Genomic DNA, 15,249 nt, shown 5'->3' with positions numbered 1-15,249 from the left:
CGACCACCGGGGTTGGCGGGAGCCGTGGCCGAGGCCGAGGCTCAGGCGCCCACGTTCTCCAGGAAGGCGGACAGGCTGGTCGTCATCCGGGTGATCTGCTCCTCCGTGGTGAGGCTCTCCTGGAAGCGGCCCCCGGCCTCCGGCACCTTCTTTCCGCGCACGTACAGGGAGCACGCGAGGTCCGTGCACATGTACACGCCGACCGAGTTGCCCTCACGGCCGGCCGCGCCCGCCTTCCGCGCCGTCATCAGGGAGACGCCGTTGCCCGGGTGGGTGGTCAGGCACAGCGAGCACATGCTGCGGTGCAGGAAGCCGCGCTGGGAGGACGCCAAGCGCAGCGCGACGCCGACGAGCCGCTCGGCGCGTTCGACGACCAGATAGCTGCGATCGGGTGCCCCCGGATCCCGCCAGCCCAGGAAGTCCAGGTCTGCCCAGGGGCGTTCGCCGAGGTCGCGTGGTATCGCCAGGCGTTTGGCCTCTCCCTTCGAGCAGTTGATGAAGGAGTTGCGGATGTCCTGCTCGGTGAGCGATCTCATGTGGAGTCCTTGCGCGGGTACGGAAGCCTGAGACAACCTAGAGGCCCTAGGTTTTCGCCTAAAGTAATCTGTTCCATCGGGGGTGGGCCAATGGATTTCAGGGTCGACGAGCGAGCCGGCTCCGGCTCCGACGCCGGTACGGCGGCCGAACGTGCGCTGCGGCACGTCGCGGCTCTCTCCGCCGGTCCTCCGGTACCCCGGGACCTGCGGCTGACCCTCAACTTCCATCCTGACCGGCTCGCGCGCGACGGGCGGCCGATCCTGCGGGCGCTGGCCGCGGACGGCGTGTACCGCTCGCAGTTCGTCACCGGCACCAGCAACGGCGGACTCACCGCCCACCCCGGCGGTGACCGCTGGCGCTGGGAGAGCCGGATCTTCGGCGGCGCCTACGACACCGGGCCCACGCACGAGCGGCCGGTGTACGGCGCGCTGAACTTCCGTCGCCAGGTGGTCGGGGCGGCGCCCCGTTTCGGTTCCTCGCACTTCCGGCTGACCGCCGCCACGCTGGACCGGGCCACGTTCTGCTACCCGGACAGCGCTGCCGAGCCGTGCCGGTTCGGGGTGGCCGCGGGCATGCACCTCATCGAACTGGCCGAGGCCGACGACCAGGACGCCCTCAACGACTACATCGAGGCCCATGTGCACGGCACGGTGCTGCTGGAGCGGGACGTGGAGGCGCTGGTCCTGGACGCGAGCTACCGCGGCACCCCGGTGGAGGCCGCCGCCCGTCGGCTGCCGTGCCCCGTCGAGTGGCACCCCGGGTACCGGCTCTCCGTGGCGGAGTTGCGCCGGCACGGGGACTACCGCGGCCCACAGTACGTCGAGTTGGGTGCGCGGATCGCCGGGGACGGGTACCTCGATCCACGGATCATCGGTGATGCGGTGCGCACGGGCCGGTACGCACCGCAGGACCTGAAGATGGTGTGGCACTGCCTGGCCCGCTTCGGCGCGCCGGAGGGGGCGGGGACGGCCCGGCCGACCGGTACGGACGGCGATGCGGCGCGGCCCGTGGTTCAGCGGCCGGCCGCCTCCGGTGGCCACACCCCGGGCATGAGCACGCCCAGCGCATAGGCGCGCGCCACCAGCTCCGTACGGTTTGCCGCGCCCCACCGCTGCGACAGACGCCGCAGATGGTAGGTGACGCCGTCGACCGTGAGCCCGGTCTCGCGCGCCGCCCGGGCCGTGGTGGCGCCCCCGGCCAGCAGTGCCAGAATGCGGGCCTCGGCAGGGCTGGCCGGCGGAGCGGCGGCCGCCCCGTCCGGCCGGCACTCGCCCAGCACACGGACCAGGACCAGCAGCGCGGGCGTCGCCTCGACCGAGTCGCTGACCGGATCCGCGGTCAGCTCACCCTGGCGCCGCACCCCGTCGGCGGTGTCCCAGCGCACCGACACCGGATAGCGCGAACGGTGCCGCAACCGCAGGGCCTGCGCGATGCGCTCGATCTGCGTCGGCTCCTGCGGCCGGAACCGGTCCAGCACGTTCCGCCCGCGCAGACCTCCCGGTGTCGCACCCCACTCGGTGGCCATGGCGGGATTGGCCAGCACGATCGCCCCGTGGACGTCGCACACCGCGACCGGCATCGGAATCCGGTCGAAGAGTGTCAGCGCCCGGTTCCGCCACACCACCGCCGCTTCCGGTGCCGATTCCATCACGCCCCTCTCACGCGTTCCGCGATCAACGATAGACGCCCAGGTCAGAGGCGTGGCCCCGGCCGGCAGGGGCCGTTGTCAGACCCCGGTCCTAAGGTGGGCGCCATGGATACCAAGGATGCGCGACAGGTGCGGCTCGAGCTCTGGGCCGAGGGCGACTTCGGGTTGCTGCGCAGGATCAACAGCCCGGAGATGACGGAGCACTTGGGCGGCCCCGAGACCGAGGAGCAACTCGTGGCACGGCACCGGCGCTATCTCGCTCTCGAAGCGGGCCGGATGTACCGGATCACGTCGGCGGACAGCGGCGAGACGGTGGGGTCCATCGGTTTCTGGGAGCGGCCGTGGCGTGACACGACGGTCTGGGAGACGGGGTGGGCGGTGCTTCCCGAGTTCCAGGGGCGCGGCCTCGCCGCCGGGGCGGCCCGCGCGGTCGTCGAGGCGGCGAGAGCCACCGGGGTGCACCGGTATCTGCACGCGTTCCCGGGCGTGGACCATCCCGCCTCCAACGCGGTCTGCCGCAAGGCGGGATTCGAACTGCTCGGACAGGTCGACTTCGAGTACCCCAAGGGCCACTGGAGCAGTTCCAATGACTGGCGGATCGATCTCGCTCGCCCATGACGGCAGGACGGACCGCTCCGGTCGCGGCACTAGGCACTCTCCGGCGGTTCCTCCGCCTGTGCCAGCACCTCCGCCTCGACATCGGCGCGCGCCCGGCCGTGCGTCTTCGCGTACTCGGTGAGCTCGGCCTGAAGGTCGCGGTCCAGGTCGCGCCAGGCACGCCACGCGGTCTCGTACGTGTCGGTCTGCTGCTTGGTCCACGGGGTGGCGGTGGGCGGGCCGTACATCTCGCGCAGTTCGGCGGTCCGCACCTGGGCCTGGTTCGCCGCGCGCCGCATCTCCACGATTTCTTCAAAGGTCTTCGCCACGGCCCCGGATCCTAGGCGCGCGCACCGGGGGCCGGGTCCCGCGACCCGCATGGGGGCACCGAGATCGACCGGTCGGCCCTAGGTGGTGTCCGACATCGCCGTCTTGCAAGCCCCGGCCGGCTCGGCAAGACCCCTCCGGCTCCTTCCACTGCGGATTCATGTAGTCGCAGGGCACGGACCCCCGGCGACCGGCGACCAAGCTGGTGGCAGGAATCCCGTACCACGAAAGGCAGTTGCCGCGCCATGCCCCCCACCGCGCACCCGCAGACCACCATCGGCACCCCGCACGGCGTCCCCGTGGCCGACATCTCCGACGTGGGCCCCGGCCGTACCCCGATCCAGCAGGTCATGGAGCTGATGCGCCGGCACGGCCCCGTGCTGGTGCGCCGGCTGCACGGGCACGACGTCCTGTTCGTGGCCGACCTGGACCTGGTCACCGACCTCGCCGACGAGACACGCTTCGCCAAAGCCGTCGGCCCCGCCCTCGAGAACGTCCGTGAGTTCGCCGGGGACGGCCTGTTCACCGCGTACAACGACGAACCCAACTGGGCCAAGGCCCACGACATCCTGATGCCCGCCTTCGCCCTCGGCTCGATGCGCACCTATCACCCGGTGATGCTGCGCGTGGCGCGTCGGCTGATGGAGTCCTGGGACCGGGCCGGGCGCGAAGGCCGGCCGGTGAACGTCCCCGACGACATGACACGCATGACCCTCGACACCATCGGGCTCGCCGGCTTCGGCTACGACTTCGGCTCCTTCACACGCGCCGAGCCGCACCCGTTCGTCGAGTCGATGGTCCGCTGCCTGGAGTGGAGCATGACCCGGCTGAGCCGGCTGCCGGGCGACGACCACTCGGCGGCGGACGCGGCCTTCCGTGATGACGCGGCCTACCTGGCCCAGGTGGTCGACGACGTCATCACCGCCCGGGCGGCGGGCGGGGAGCCGGGGGAGACGGAGGACCTCCTCGGGCTCATGCTCACCGCACGTCACGCCGCGGACGACACGACACTCGACACCGCCAACATCCGCAACCAGGTGATCACCTTCCTGATCGCCGGGCACGAGACCACGTCCGGCGCGATGTCCTTCGCCCTGTACCACCTCGCCAAGAACCCGGCCGTCCTCCAGCTGGTGCAGCGGGAGGTCGACGCCCTGTGGGGCGACGCCGCCGACCCGGAACCGACGTACGACGAGATCGGGCGGCTCACCTACACCCGCCAGGTGCTGAACGAGGCGTTGCGGCTGTGGCCCACCGCCGCGGCCTTCGGCCGGCACGCCCGCGAGGACACCGTCCTCGGCGGCCGCATCCCGCTGCGCGCCGGACAGTCCGTCACCGTCCTCACCCCGATGCTGCACCGGCAGCCGGTGTGGGGCGACAACCCCGAACTGTTCGACCCCTCCCGCTTCACGCCCGAGGCCGAGGCCGCCCGCCCACCGCACGCCTACAAGCCGTTCGGCACCGGTGAACGCGCCTGCATCGGGCGCCAGTTCGCGCTGCACGAGGCGACCATGCTGCTGGCGATGCTGGTGCACCGCTACCGTTTCCACGACCACGCCGACTACCGGCTCACGGTCAAGGAGACCCTCACCCTCAAGCCCGAGGGCTTCACCCTCACCCTGTCGCCGCGCACCGCCGCCGACCGGACGCACCCGCGCCTGCCGGGCGCCCACCGGCCCCGCACGGAGCCCGGCGCCGCCGACACCGCCCTGCCCGCTCGCGTACGCCCTGGCACCCGCGCACTTTTCCTGCACGGCAGCAACTACGGCACCTGCCGTGAATTCGCAGGCCAACTCGCCGACGAGGCCGCCGCCGTCGGCTGTGAGACGGAAGTCGCGCCCCTCGACGCGTACGCCGGCCACCTGCCCGCCGACCGCCCCGTCGTGATCACCGCCGCCTCCTACAACGGGCAGCCCACGGACGACGCCGCCGCCTTCACCGCCTGGCTGTCCGAGAACTCGGCGGACGCGACGGACGTCACCTACGCCGTGCTCGGCGTCGGCGACCGCACCTGGGCCGCCACCTACCAGCACGTCCCGACCCGCATCGACGAACGCCTGGCCGAACTCGGCGGCACCCGTCTGCTGGACCGCGTGGCGGCCGACGCCTCGGGCGACCTCGGCGGCGCGGTCCGTGCCTTCACGGCACGGCTGCGCACGGCCCTCCTGGAGCGGTACGGCGACCCGGACGCCGCCACCACGATGGAGCCCACCCGGGCGTACGAGGTGCGGACCCTCACCGGCGGCCCTCTGGACGCGCTCGCCGCACGGCACGAGCTGGTGCCGATGACGGTCACCGAGGCGTACGACCTGACCGCGCCCGGCCACCCCAGGCTCAAGCGGTTCGTGCGTCTCGCGCTGCCCGACGGCACGACCTACCGCACCGGCGATCACGTGGCCGTACTGCCCGTCAACGACAAGGCGCTCGTCGAGCGGGCGGCCACCGCGCTCGGCGTGGACCCGGACACCGTCCTGGACATCCGCGCGGCCCGCCCGCGCCGTGACGGCCTGGCAGTGGACCGGCCGCTGACGGTACGTCAACTTCTGACGCACCACGTGGAGTTGCAGGAGCGCCCCAGCGCGGACCGGCTGGCCGTGCTCGCCGCCGCCAACCCGTGCCCTCCCGAACGTGCCGCGCTGGCGGCCCTCACCGACGACCCGCGCACACTCGTCGAGGTCATCGAGGCGTACCCGGCCCTGCGCGGTGCCCTCGACTGGCCCACACTGCTGGACCTGCTCACCCCGCTGCGCCCGCCGCACTACTCGGTGTCCTCCTCGCCCGCAGCCGACCCGGACCACATCGACCTCATGGTCTCGCTCCTTCAGGCCCCGGCCCGTTCGGGGAACGGCACCTACCGGGGTGCCGGCTCGGGGCACCTGGTCACGGTCGAGCCCGGCGACACCGTCCTGGCCCGCGTCCAGCCCTGTCGTGAGGCCTTCCGCGTCGACCACTCGGGTCCGGTCGTCATGGTCGCTGCCGGTACCGGACTCGCCCCGTTCCGCGGCGCGATCGCGGACCGGGTGCGGGCGCTGGCCGAGGGCGGCCGGCTCGCCCCGGCCGTCTGCTACTTCGGCTGTGACGCGCCGGACGCGGACTTCCTGCACGCCGAGGAACTGCGGACCGCCGAGGCCGCCGGTGCGGTCTCGCTGCGCCCCGCGTTCAGCGCTGCGCCCGTCGACGGGGTGTCCTTCGTGCAGCACCGCATCGCCGCCGAGGCCGACGAGGTGTGGCGGCTGCTCGATGCCGGGGCCCGTGTGTACGTGTGCGGGGACGGCTCGCGTATGGCTCCGGGCGTGCGCGAGGCGTTCCGGGCGCTGCACGCCGAGCGGGTGCCGGGCGGCGACTCCGGGCGGTGGCTGGAGGAGCTCATCGCCTCGGGCCGCTATGTCGAGGACGTGTACGCGGCCGGGTGACGGCACCAAGGGGTGGGCCGCCGGGGGTCCCCGCCTGGCACAGTGGCGGTCGGTCCGTGACGAGAGGGGCGGCTGCGGGTGGACGGCTGGAAGCGGCGCGCCGGGTTCTGGAGGCGGCCGGAGTGACCGCCGAGGCCCTCGTCGACCGCCGGCTTCCGGGAGGCGGGAACGACACGGTCGAGGAGACGGAACGCGCTACGCGCTGAAGGTCCCGCCGCCGCCCGCGGCTCCGGGGCTCACCCACGAGCGGGACCTGCTGGTCGGGGAGGTGTGGTTCTGCGGGCCTCCCGGTTTCGGGTGCCCTCCCCGCGGTACTCGCAGCCTCGGCCGAAGGGCCCCGCTTCGTGCGGGCCCGCCGCGCCGGCAACGAGAGGAATGGAGTGATCGCCGTGACCGAGCAGCGGCACGAGGGTCCCGGCGAGACCGTGGAGCCGGTTCCGCGGGACATGCCGGACCAGCAGGCCCACGAGGGGGAGGACCGGTGGGACGCACGCCCCGCGGAGGGCGGCACGGATGCCCAGGACGTCCCCGACACGGACGAGGCGGGCACCGGCAGGCAGGGTGCCCCGCACACGGGTTCCGCCCACCCCGACGCCCCCGTACCGGACGAGTCCCCGGGCTGACCGCCTCCTCCCCGACGTAACGTCCGCGCCGCCGGCCCTGGAGCGAGAGGGCTCCACGGGCCGGCGGCGCGGTCAGGTCGGCCGTCGGTGAGCGGCCGAACCCCTCACGCCCAGGATCCGGACGCGAACGCGTCGACGCCCGTCAGGTCCGCGGACACCTCCCACAGGCGTGCCGCCTGTTCCGGGTCGATCGCCCAGTCCTTCACCCCGCTGCGGCCGCCGTCCGCCGGCGCGGGCTCCGCGATGTCGCAGTCCTCGCAGTACACCCCGCCCATGCCGGCCAGTCGAGGTGAGGTCGCCGCCCACACCTGGGTGGCCGCACCCTGCTCGGGTGACTTGAAGGCGTCCGGGTCCACCAGGGCGCCCGTCTCGTCGATCCAGCCGCGCTCGACCATCTCCTCCTTGGCGAGGTGACGCTGGAGCGGGGTCAGGATTCCGCCGGGGTGCAGGGAGAAGGCGCGGACCCCGTTCTCGCGGCCCAGCCGGTCCAGATGCACGGCGAACAGTACGTTGGCGGTCTTCGCCTGGCCGTACGCCTCCCATTTGTCGTAACCCTGCTTGAAGTGCAGGTCGTCCCAGCGGATCCCGGACCGGTGGTGGCCGGCCGATGACACGGACACCACGCGCGCCCCGCCCGGTGAGATCGCCGGCCACAACCGGTTCACGAGCGCGAAGTGCCCGAGGTGGTTCGTGGCGAACTGGGCCTCCCAGCCGGGCCCCACCCGTGTCTCCGGGGTGGCCATGATCCCGCCGTTGTTGATCACGATGTCGATGGTGCGGCCCGACGCGAGGAACCGCTCGGCGAACCCGCGCACGCTCTGCAGGTCACCGAGGTCGAGTTCGTCCACCTCCACCCGGTCGAGCCCCGCCAGAGCCTCCTGGGCAACGTCCCGGCGCCGCGCCGGGACCACCACCCGGGCGCCCGCCTTGACGAGCGCGCGTGTCGTCTCCAGGCCGAGCCCGGAGTAGCCGCCCGTCACCACCGCGAGCTTGCCGCTGAGGTCGATTCCCCGAAGTACGTCGTCGGCGGTGCTCCTGGCGTCGAAACCCGACCCGATCCTGTGCTGTGCAGTGCTCATGCGAGGACGCTACGAATTGGAGCGCTCTCGAAGTCAAGCCGCTGCCATCCAGGTGTGGGCCGGCCGCCCGAGGTGTGCGGGCAAGAAGAAGCCCCGACCGGACGGGGGAATGCCGGTCGGGGCAGTCTGTGGTGGGCGCGCACGGCGGTCGCCTCTCGGCGAAAGGCTCCACAGGGCTTCAGCCGAACGATCGTCCCTGTGGGCGGAAGGTGAGGCCCGGGGACACTGTTCCGTGCGCTCCCACGACTTGTTCAACAGGAAACTACCGGTCGGTGTTCCGGAAAATCCAGCTGCGCCAAGTGATCTGCGTCACTGTGCGGTGCCCGCGGTATGCGGTCCGGGCGTCTACGTGTCCGGCGCCAGTGGACTGTCCCCCAGCATCGCCAGCAGGTGTGCCGGATCCCGGTAGATCGCGCGCGCCCCCGCCTCCTGCAGATCCGCGCTCGGAATGCCCCCGGACAACAGGCCCACGCACGTCACCCCGGCCCGTGTCCCCGCCCGCATGTCCCACACCGTGTCACCCACGAACACCGCCTGCTCGGGCGGCACCCCGGCCAGCTCCAGGGCGTGCTCCACGGGCTCCGGCGCGGGTTTGCCCGCCGTCACGTCGTCCGCGCTCGCCGTCGCCGCGATCGCGTCGTCCGCCCCGATCGCCCGCCTCAGCGCCGACAGTTCGCGCCCGCTCGCCGAGGTGGCGAGCACGACGTTCCAGCCGTCGTGGTCGAGCCGGCGCAGCAGCCGCCCGGCGTCCTTGAGTGGCGGCAGGCGGTCGAAGTACGTGCCGTACAGGGCCGTGTGCGCGGCCACCAGCATGTCGACCTCCTCCCGGTCCCGCCCGCCCAGCAGATGGGTGATCAGGTCCTCGGAGCCGAGCCCCACCGACCGGTGGATGGCGTGCATCGACACCTGGTGACCCGCCTGCCGGAACGCCTCCCACCATGTCGTGACATGCAGATGATTCGTGTCGACGAGGGTGCCGTCCACGTCGAACACGGCCGCCCGTCCCATCGTGTGTGCTCTCCTCCCTCAGGTACCGGGGCGGGTACCACGCGCGGGCCCGGCCACACGCGCGGGCACCCGCCGCTCACGGGTCCAGGCGAGCAGCTCCTGGGCGGTCCAGGTCGTGACGACACGGTCCGCGGGCACCTGGCACTCCTCGGCCCGGGCGCAGCCGTTGATCTGCCAGTCCAGTTGCCCCGGCGCGTGCGCGTCGGTGTCGATCGCGAACAGCACTCCCGCCTCCACCGCCCGGCGCAGCAGTCGCCGCGGCGGATCGAGCCGCTCGGGCCGGCTGTTGATCTCCACGGCCGTGCCGGACTCGGCGCACGCGGCGAACACCGCGTCGGCGTCGAACTCCGACTCCGGACGCCCGCGTCCGGTGATCAACCTCCCCGTGCAGTGGCCGAGCACGTCCGCCGGCGGACTGCGGACGGCGGCGACCATGCGGCGGGTCATCGAGCGCGCGTCCATGCGCAGTTTGGAGTGCACCGACACGACCACGACGTCGAGCCGGTCGAGGAGCTCCGGGTCCTGGTCCAGCGAGCCGTCCTCCAGGATGTCGCACTCGATGCCGGTCAGCAGGCGGAAGGGCGCCCACTCCTCGTTCAGGGCGGCGACCACGTCCAGCTGCTCGCGCAGCCGGTCCGCGGACAGCCCGCGGGCGACGGTGAGCCTCGGGGAGTGGTCGGTGAGCGCCGCCCACTCGTGGCCGAGCCGCGCCGCCGTGCGGCCCATCTCCTCGATCGGGCTGCCGCCGTCCGACCAGTCCGAGTGCAGATGGCAGTCGCCGCGCAACAGCGCCCGCAGCCGCTCGCCGCCCCGCGGCGGCGCGGCCCCGGCCTCCCGCTCCAGCTTCTCCAGGTAACCGGGGACCCGTCCGGCCACCGCCTCCCGCACGACCTGGGCGGTGGTGGGGCCGATGCCCTTGAGCGACTCCAGCGTCCCGGCGGCCGCGCGCTCGGCGACCTCGTCCTCGGGCAGAGCGGCCACCACGGCGGCCGCGGTGCGGAAGGCCCGTACGCGATAGGTCGGGGCCTGGGCGCGCTCCAGCAGGAAGGCGATCCGGTCCAGCGCTGCGACGGGGTCCATCGGCACCTCCTTCCCCCGGCTTCCCCCGGCTTCCTCCAGCGTTGCCCCGCCGGGTGCGGCCCGCACGACGGGCGCGTCCGGCGGCCCCCGGCGCCCGGTCCGCTCTACCCTCGATTGCATGACCGAAATCGCGAGTCCCCACATCTCCCGACCGCGGATCGTGGTGCTCGGGGTCCAGCCGGGCAACCCGCCGTTCCGGATCGTGGAGGTCGACGGCGAGGTGGTCGGCGAGGCGCGCTCGCTCACCGAGGTGCTGGCGCTGGCCGCGGAGGCGGGCGTCCTGGTCCACGACTGCGACGACCCGGACCTGGTCCGCTGGGTGGGCGGCGGCAAGTTCCACTGGACGCTGCGCTAGCGGTACGGCGACCTGGTGGGACGACCTGGTACGGCGACTCGGCGCAGGGTCGCCCATCAGGCCTTGCGCGGCTTGCGCGCGTGCACGGCCCGCCCGAGCCGGCGCCCCACCAGCAGATGGCCGAGCAGCGCGCCCGCGGTGTTGAGGATGACGTCGTCGATGTCGAAGGCCCGCCCCGTGACGACCGCGCCCTGCACCAGCTCGACCAGCAGCATGACGCACGCGGTGACGAGGCCCACGCGCAGGATGCCCCGCGCCCCGGGCGCCAGCACCGGCAGCAGGATCCCGAACGGAACGCCGAGCAGCACGTTCCCGCCGATCTGCCGCACGGCGTCGCGCGCCGCGGGCTGGTCCAGATAGGCGCGCAGGGAACGCCCCGGATGCAGATTGCTGTGGACCAGCGCCCGCGAGGCGGGCGACGGCTCCAGCGTCAGCCGGGCCAGCGCGGCGGCGAACGCCACCATCGCCACGAAGGCCAGGGCCATGGCCAGCAGCCGCAGCGGGAGCGGCAGCGGCCGCCGTTCCCGCTCAGGGGTCGTCCGTGCCCGGCGGAGACCGGTCCTGGCGGCCAGTTCGCGCAACGCCGGATGTGCCATCGCGTCCTCCCGGTGTCAACTTCCCTCCAAGCGAAGCTGGTTACCCGCTGCCGCGGCATCGAAGCCCGGCGGTGGGCAAGCCGGGACAACCGTCCACCACTGATGAACCTGAGGCATACCGCCGTCGGTTTCCCCGCCCGTACGCGGGGCACTCCGAGCAGCAGCCACTCGTGCGCGCCGCCACCTCCCCGGGCCCGCGCGGTGCTTGGATGACATTCCGGACATGCCATGGCGACGCTGGACGGAGGCGGTGCATGAACGCGCGTACGACATTCCGGGCCGTCCTCGAGATCGTCCTGTGGTGGGGCGGCCTCACCGTGCTCTGGATCGTTCTCATCAGTTCCGTCGACACCCTGGAGTGGGCCGTCGGCGCGTCGGCCGCACTCCTGGGCGCCGTCGCGGCACGCGCCGCACGACGGGCGGTGATCGCCCGGTGAACGGCTGGACGCTCACGGCCACGATCGCGCTCGGCACGGGCGTCGGTGCCACCGTGTGGGGGGTCTCCACCGGACCGCTGCGCCGCCGGGTCATCGCCCAGAACCTCTCCAGCGCGGTCGCCTGCCCCGGACTGCTGCTGCTCTCCCAGGGGTTCGGGCGCACGTCGTACGTCGACCTCGCGCTCCTGCTGGCCCTGCTGGGGCCGGTCGGCACCCTCGTCTTCGCCCGGCTGCTCGCCGACGAACTGGCCGAGGACCCACCGCACGCCTGGGGCATCACCCTCGCCGTCGCGGGATACGGGGCCGTGGTGGTGCTGGTGCTGTGCGCCGTCACCGGGCCCGGGCGGGCGATGGTGAAACTGCTGGTCGTGGGGGCGCTGCTGATCAGCGGTAACCTCGTCGCCTCCCGGGCGCTGGCGGGCGGAATGGGGAGCCGCCGTGGATGACCCGCTGATCGTCGTCGCCCTGCTGCTCGTCGCCGCCTCGGCGACCGCGGCCGTCGCGACCCGCGACCCCGCCCGCCAGGCCCTCGTCCTCGCCCTGCTCGGCCTGTGTCTGGCCGTGCTGTTCACCGTGGTGCAGGCCCCCGACGTGGGCCTGTCGCAGCTCGCGGTGGGGTCCGCGGTCACCCCGTTGCTGATCATGCTCTCGGTGCGCAAGGTCAGGAGGAAGCCCAAGGGCGGGAAGGGGGAGGAGCGATGACGCGGCGCGTCCGCATGGTCGTGCTGGTCCTCGGCGGCGCCTGCCTCGCGGCCCTCCTCGTCGCCGCCTGCCTCGGCCTGCCGTCCTTCGGCGGCTCCTGGCACCCCTACGGCGACCGGGCCGTCCGCGCCTCCCTGTCCCGGCAGACCGCCAACACCATCGCCTCCGTCAACTTCGACCTGCGCGCCTTCGACACGCTCGGCGAGATGAGCATCCTGTTCACGTCCGTCCTCGGCACGGTCGTCCTGCTCCGCCAGACCCGCGACGAGAAGCGCGCCACCCCGGAGCCGGAGCAGGTCCCGCCGCCCGTCCGCCGCTACGCGCTGATCGTGCTGCCCGTCGCCGTCCTCGTCGGCATCTACGTGATCGCCCACGGCCAACTCAGCCCCGGCGGCGGCTTCCAGGGCGGGGTCGTCGCCGCGACCGGCCTGCACCTGCTCTACCTCGGCGCCGACTACCGCGCACTGGAACGCATCAGGCCGGTCTCCGTGTACGAGATCGGCGACGCGCTCTCCGCCTCCGGCTACCTCGTGACGGGGCTCGCGGGCGTCCTCGCCGGCACGGCGTTCCTCGCCAACACCCTCCTGCCGTACGGCACGTTCAACACCCTGTCGTCCGGCGGCACCGTCCCGGTGCTGAACGCCGCCATCGGCATGGAGGTGACCTGCGCGATCGTCGTCCTGCTCGCGCGCTTCCTGGACCAGGCCGTCGAAATCGAGGAGGAGGACGGGAACCGATGAGCGTACTGCCGTACCTCGTGGCCGTCTGGATCTTTCTGACCGGCTGCTACGGCCTCGCGACCAGCCGCAACCTGATCCACGCGGTCGGCTGCCTCGCCGTGTGCCAGTCCGCCACCTACGTCCTGCTGCTCGCCGTCGGTTACCGCGACGGCGGCACCGCGCCCGTCTTCTCCGACGTCAAGCCCGGTTCACGGCCCGTCGTGGACCCGGTCGTGCAGGCGCTCACCCTCACCGACATCGTCGTCGGTGCCACCGTCACCGCCCTGCTGCTCGCCCTCGTCATGCAGGTCGCCAAGCGCCACGGCACGGTCGACCCCGACGAACTGCGGGAGCTGCGCGGCTGATGAACCACCTGCTGCCGCTACTCGTCGCCGTCCCGGTGCTCGGTGCCGGCCTGCTGGTCGCCTGCGGGCGCCCGCTGCCCCGCGTCCTCGCCGAGAGCGCCGGGTGCGCCCTCTCGGCCGGCACGGCCGCACTCGCGATCTGGCTGCTCCTCAACTCCTCTCCACCGCTGACCGAATGGGTCGGCGCCTGGACACCCGTGGGCGGTGAGAGCGTCGGCATCGTCCTCGTCGGGGACGGCCCCGGGCTCGGGATGGCCGCTCTCGCCTCCGTGCTGACCCTGGCCGCCCTCGTGTACTCCTGGCGCTACTTCGACGAGCCGCCGCGCGGGCACGCCGGTTCCTACCCCGCCCTCATGCTGTTGTTCCAGGGCGGCATGTGCGGCTTCGCGATCACCGGCGACCTGTTCAACGCGTTCGTGTTCTTCGAGCTGATGGGCGCCGCGGCCTACGCCCTCACCGGCTACCGGGTCGAGGAGGCCAAGGCCGTCCAGGGCGGGCTCACCTTCGGCATCATCAACTCCCTCGGCGCCTACGCCATGCTCATGGGCATCGGACTGCTCTACGCACGCACCGGCGAACTCGCCATGACCAAACTCGGACGCGGGCTCGACGCCCACGGCGGACCGGACGCGCTGACCCTCGCCGCCTTCGTCCTCGTCCTGACCGGGCTGCTGGTCAAGGCCGCGGCGGCGCCGTTCCACTTCTGGCTGCCCGACGCGCACGCCGTCGCACCCACCCCGGTGTGCATGCTGCTGTCCGGCGTCATGGTCGAACTCGGCCTGTACGGCGTCTGGCGGGTGTACACCACCGTCTTCTCCGGGCCCGGCGGGATCCCGGCGGCCGACCTGGAGCGGGCACTGGTCGTGCTCGGCATCCTGACCGGAGTCGTCGGCGCCCTCATGTGCTGGCACCAACGGCACATCAAACGGCTCCTCGCCTGCTCCACCATCGCCCACATGGGGCTGTTCCTCGTCGGTGTCGGCACGCTGGTACCCGAGGCGGACGACGGCGTCGCCCTGTACATCCTCGGCCACGCCGGCGCCAAGGCCGCCCTGTTCGCCTGCACCGGCGTCCTGCTCGACCGGTTCGGCTGTGTCGACGAGGCGGTCCTGCACGGCAGGGGCCGACCGATGCGCGGCGTCGCGGTGATGTTCGTGCTGGGCGGGCTGGCGCTCGCCGGGCTGCCCCCCTTCGGCACCTCCCTCGGCAAGGCGGTCCTGGAGGAGGCGGGCGGGCCGCTGACCGTGCTGTACGTCGCCGTGTCCGCGGTGACGGGCGGCGCGGTCCTGCGGGTCGCCGCGCGCGTCTTCTACGGGCTCGGGCCTCAGCCGCGGCTCGACGCGTCCTTCGAGACCACCGGCACCGGGGAGGAGCCCGAGACCCGGCACCGGATCGGCCGCATCCCGGACACCATGACGGCCGTGCCCGCCGTGCTGCTCGCCGCGTCGCTCGCGGTGGGCGTCGTTCCGGGCTTCGCCGAGACCGTGGCACGCTCCGTGAACGTGGCCGGCTCCGGCGGGGCGGCCGTCTCGGTGCACTGGACCGCGGCCGGCGTCCTGTTGGGGCTCGCCTCCACGGCCCTCGCCGTCACCCTGGCCGCACTGGCCGTCACCCACCCCGGCCGGCTCGCCGTCCGGGCCTGGACGCTGCCGCTGCGCCGGCTGCAGTCCGGGCACATCGGGGACTACGTGGCGTGGGTCCTGGCGGGCGCGGCCCTGCTCGGGGTGCTCGCCCTGCCGGCCGTTCTGACCGGCTGAGGCGGG

At 73.0% G+C, this 15,249-nt stretch carries 18 protein-coding genes; 11 read left to right on the top strand and 7 right to left on the bottom strand.

Annotated elements, in window-relative coordinates; translation table 11 throughout:
* Positions 1-41 precede the first annotated feature (41 nt).
* Positions 42-536, bottom strand: a complete 495-nt coding sequence (locus tag ACFYZJ_RS19325; protein ID WP_388569387.1) for an FBP domain-containing protein — start codon at positions 534-536, stop codon at positions 42-44.
* 90 nt (positions 537-626) lie between these two features.
* On the opposite strand from ACFYZJ_RS19325, the gene ACFYZJ_RS19320 reads away from it, so the two are divergent.
* Positions 627-1,607 carry a DUF3626 domain-containing protein gene (locus ACFYZJ_RS19320; RefSeq protein WP_388569384.1) on the top strand — a complete coding sequence of 327 codons (981 nt, stop codon included), beginning with the start codon at positions 627-629 and terminating at the stop codon, positions 1,605-1,607.
* Here the strand turns inward: ACFYZJ_RS19320 and ACFYZJ_RS19315 are convergent.
* A complete protein-coding gene (locus tag ACFYZJ_RS19315; protein WP_388569382.1) occupies positions 1,550-2,185 on the bottom strand; it encodes a PAS domain S-box protein in 636 nt (211 codons plus the stop codon). The two genes, ACFYZJ_RS19320 and ACFYZJ_RS19315, sit on opposite strands and share 58 nt — an antisense overlap.
* 105 nt (positions 2,186-2,290) lie before the next feature.
* On the opposite strand from ACFYZJ_RS19315, the gene ACFYZJ_RS19310 reads away from it, so the two are divergent.
* Positions 2,291-2,803 (top strand): GNAT family N-acetyltransferase, encoded by a 513-nt coding sequence (locus ACFYZJ_RS19310; protein ID WP_388569380.1) that lies wholly within the window; start codon positions 2,291-2,293, stop codon positions 2,801-2,803.
* 29 nt (positions 2,804-2,832) lie between these two features.
* Here the strand turns inward: ACFYZJ_RS19310 and ACFYZJ_RS19305 are convergent, their stop codons facing one another.
* Positions 2,833-3,111 (bottom strand): hypothetical protein, encoded by a 279-nt coding sequence (locus ACFYZJ_RS19305; protein WP_388569378.1) that lies wholly within the window; start codon positions 3,109-3,111, stop codon positions 2,833-2,835.
* Between the two features lie 243 nt (positions 3,112-3,354).
* Here ACFYZJ_RS19305 and ACFYZJ_RS19300 point away from each other — a divergent pair, with 243 nt between their 5' ends.
* Both ACFYZJ_RS19300 and ACFYZJ_RS19295 read left to right on the top strand, forming a co-directional pair.
* Entirely contained in the window at positions 3,355-6,522 is a 3,168-nt protein-coding gene (locus tag ACFYZJ_RS19300) for a cytochrome P450 (protein ID WP_388569376.1), read from the top strand.
* 389 nt (positions 6,523-6,911) lie between these two features.
* Positions 6,912-7,145: a hypothetical protein gene (locus ACFYZJ_RS19295; RefSeq protein ID WP_388569374.1), complete on the top strand. Its 234-nt coding sequence runs from the start codon at positions 6,912-6,914 to the stop codon at positions 7,143-7,145.
* 104 nt (positions 7,146-7,249) lie between these two features.
* On the opposite strand, the gene ACFYZJ_RS19290 is transcribed toward ACFYZJ_RS19295, so the two are convergent.
* The 3 genes from ACFYZJ_RS19290 to ACFYZJ_RS19280 form a co-directional block, all read right to left on the bottom strand.
* Entirely contained in the window at positions 7,250-8,224 is a 975-nt protein-coding gene (locus ACFYZJ_RS19290) for an SDR family NAD(P)-dependent oxidoreductase (RefSeq protein WP_388569371.1), read from the bottom strand.
* Between the two features lie 345 nt (positions 8,225-8,569).
* Positions 8,570-9,232, bottom strand: a complete 663-nt coding sequence (locus tag ACFYZJ_RS19285; protein ID WP_388569369.1) for an HAD family hydrolase — start codon at positions 9,230-9,232, stop codon at positions 8,570-8,572.
* Between the two features lie 18 nt (positions 9,233-9,250).
* Positions 9,251-10,312 carry a PHP domain-containing protein gene (locus tag ACFYZJ_RS19280; protein ID WP_388569366.1) on the bottom strand — a complete coding sequence of 354 codons (1,062 nt, stop codon included), beginning with the start codon at positions 10,310-10,312 and terminating at the stop codon, positions 9,251-9,253.
* A gap of 118 nt (positions 10,313-10,430) precedes the next feature.
* Here ACFYZJ_RS19280 and ACFYZJ_RS19275 point away from each other — a divergent pair, with 118 nt between their 5' ends.
* Entirely contained in the window at positions 10,431-10,667 is a 237-nt protein-coding gene (locus ACFYZJ_RS19275) for a hypothetical protein (RefSeq protein WP_388569363.1), read from the top strand.
* Positions 10,668-10,723: 56 nt separating this feature from the next.
* Here ACFYZJ_RS19275 and ACFYZJ_RS19270 read toward each other — a convergent pair whose 3' ends face one another.
* On the bottom strand, positions 10,724-11,263 hold the full coding sequence (locus ACFYZJ_RS19270) for a VanZ family protein (RefSeq protein ID WP_388569360.1): 540 nt from the start codon (positions 11,261-11,263) through the stop codon (positions 10,724-10,726).
* A 254-nt stretch (positions 11,264-11,517) separates the two neighbouring features.
* Here ACFYZJ_RS19270 and ACFYZJ_RS19265 point away from each other — a divergent pair, with 254 nt between their 5' ends.
* The 6 genes from ACFYZJ_RS19265 to ACFYZJ_RS19240 are packed head-to-tail and all read left to right on the top strand — an operon-like array spanning position 11,518 to position 15,243.
* The gene (locus ACFYZJ_RS19265; protein WP_388569357.1) at positions 11,518-11,700 is read left to right on the top strand and encodes a hypothetical protein; all 183 of its coding nucleotides are present in this window, start codon (positions 11,518-11,520) and stop codon (positions 11,698-11,700) included.
* Positions 11,697-12,146 carry an MrpF/PhaF family protein gene (locus ACFYZJ_RS19260; RefSeq protein WP_388569355.1) on the top strand — a complete coding sequence of 150 codons (450 nt, stop codon included), beginning with the start codon at positions 11,697-11,699 and terminating at the stop codon, positions 12,144-12,146. The genes ACFYZJ_RS19265 and ACFYZJ_RS19260 overlap by 4 nt, the downstream gene beginning before the upstream one ends.
* The gene (locus tag ACFYZJ_RS19255) at positions 12,139-12,402 is read left to right on the top strand and encodes a Na(+)/H(+) antiporter subunit B (RefSeq protein ID WP_388569353.1); all 264 of its coding nucleotides are present in this window, start codon (positions 12,139-12,141) and stop codon (positions 12,400-12,402) included. The genes ACFYZJ_RS19260 and ACFYZJ_RS19255 overlap by 8 nt, the downstream gene beginning before the upstream one ends.
* Positions 12,399-13,142, top strand: coding sequence for an MnhB domain-containing protein (locus ACFYZJ_RS19250; RefSeq protein WP_388569350.1), 744 nt, complete (start codon positions 12,399-12,401; stop codon positions 13,140-13,142). The genes ACFYZJ_RS19255 and ACFYZJ_RS19250 overlap by 4 nt, the downstream gene beginning before the upstream one ends.
* Entirely contained in the window at positions 13,139-13,486 is a 348-nt protein-coding gene (locus ACFYZJ_RS19245) for a sodium:proton antiporter (RefSeq protein ID WP_388569347.1), read from the top strand. The genes ACFYZJ_RS19250 and ACFYZJ_RS19245 overlap by 4 nt, the downstream gene beginning before the upstream one ends.
* On the top strand, positions 13,486-15,243 hold the full coding sequence (locus ACFYZJ_RS19240; protein WP_388569344.1) for a complex I subunit 5 family protein: 1,758 nt from the start codon (positions 13,486-13,488) through the stop codon (positions 15,241-15,243). The genes ACFYZJ_RS19245 and ACFYZJ_RS19240 overlap by 1 nt, the downstream gene beginning before the upstream one ends.
* Positions 15,244-15,249: the final 6 nt, after the last annotated feature.

Source organism: Streptomyces sp. NPDC001848, from assembly GCF_042891915.1.
In the GTDB taxonomy this organism is placed as follows: Bacteria; Actinomycetota; Actinomycetes; order Streptomycetales; family Streptomycetaceae; genus Streptomyces.
The sequence above is the reverse complement of the archived record's forward strand: the minus strand, read 5'-3'. Positions and strand labels throughout refer to the sequence as shown.

Bases quoted from the DNA above. Each gene is read 5' to 3' on its own strand.
- ACFYZJ_RS19280 (WP_388569366.1), bottom strand. From the start codon at position 10,312: ATGGACCCCGTCGCAGCGCTGGACCGGATCGCCTTCCTGCTGGAGCGC.
- ACFYZJ_RS19320 (WP_388569384.1), top strand. From the start codon at position 627: ATGGATTTCAGGGTCGACGAGCGAGCCGGCTCCGGCTCCGACGCCGGT.
- ACFYZJ_RS19310 (WP_388569380.1), top strand. From the start codon at position 2,291: ATGGATACCAAGGATGCGCGACAGGTGCGGCTCGAGCTCTGGGCCGAG.
- ACFYZJ_RS19300 (WP_388569376.1), top strand. From the start codon at position 3,355: ATGCCCCCCACCGCGCACCCGCAGACCACCATCGGCACCCCGCACGGC.
- ACFYZJ_RS19245 (WP_388569347.1), top strand. From the start codon at position 13,139: ATGAGCGTACTGCCGTACCTCGTGGCCGTCTGGATCTTTCTGACCGGC.
- ACFYZJ_RS19240 (WP_388569344.1), top strand. From the start codon at position 13,486: ATGAACCACCTGCTGCCGCTACTCGTCGCCGTCCCGGTGCTCGGTGCC.
- ACFYZJ_RS19325 (WP_388569387.1), bottom strand. From the start codon at position 536: ATGAGATCGCTCACCGAGCAGGACATCCGCAACTCCTTCATCAACTGC.
- ACFYZJ_RS19285 (WP_388569369.1), bottom strand. From the start codon at position 9,232: ATGGGACGGGCGGCCGTGTTCGACGTGGACGGCACCCTCGTCGACACG.
- ACFYZJ_RS19265 (WP_388569357.1), top strand. From the start codon at position 11,518: ATGAACGCGCGTACGACATTCCGGGCCGTCCTCGAGATCGTCCTGTGG.
- ACFYZJ_RS19290 (WP_388569371.1), bottom strand. From the start codon at position 8,224: ATGAGCACTGCACAGCACAGGATCGGGTCGGGTTTCGACGCCAGGAGC.
- ACFYZJ_RS19275 (WP_388569363.1), top strand. From the start codon at position 10,431: ATGACCGAAATCGCGAGTCCCCACATCTCCCGACCGCGGATCGTGGTG.
- ACFYZJ_RS19250 (WP_388569350.1), top strand. From the start codon at position 12,399: ATGACGCGGCGCGTCCGCATGGTCGTGCTGGTCCTCGGCGGCGCCTGC.
- ACFYZJ_RS19315 (WP_388569382.1), bottom strand. From the start codon at position 2,185: ATGGAATCGGCACCGGAAGCGGCGGTGGTGTGGCGGAACCGGGCGCTG.
- ACFYZJ_RS19270 (WP_388569360.1), bottom strand. From the start codon at position 11,263: ATGGCACATCCGGCGTTGCGCGAACTGGCCGCCAGGACCGGTCTCCGC.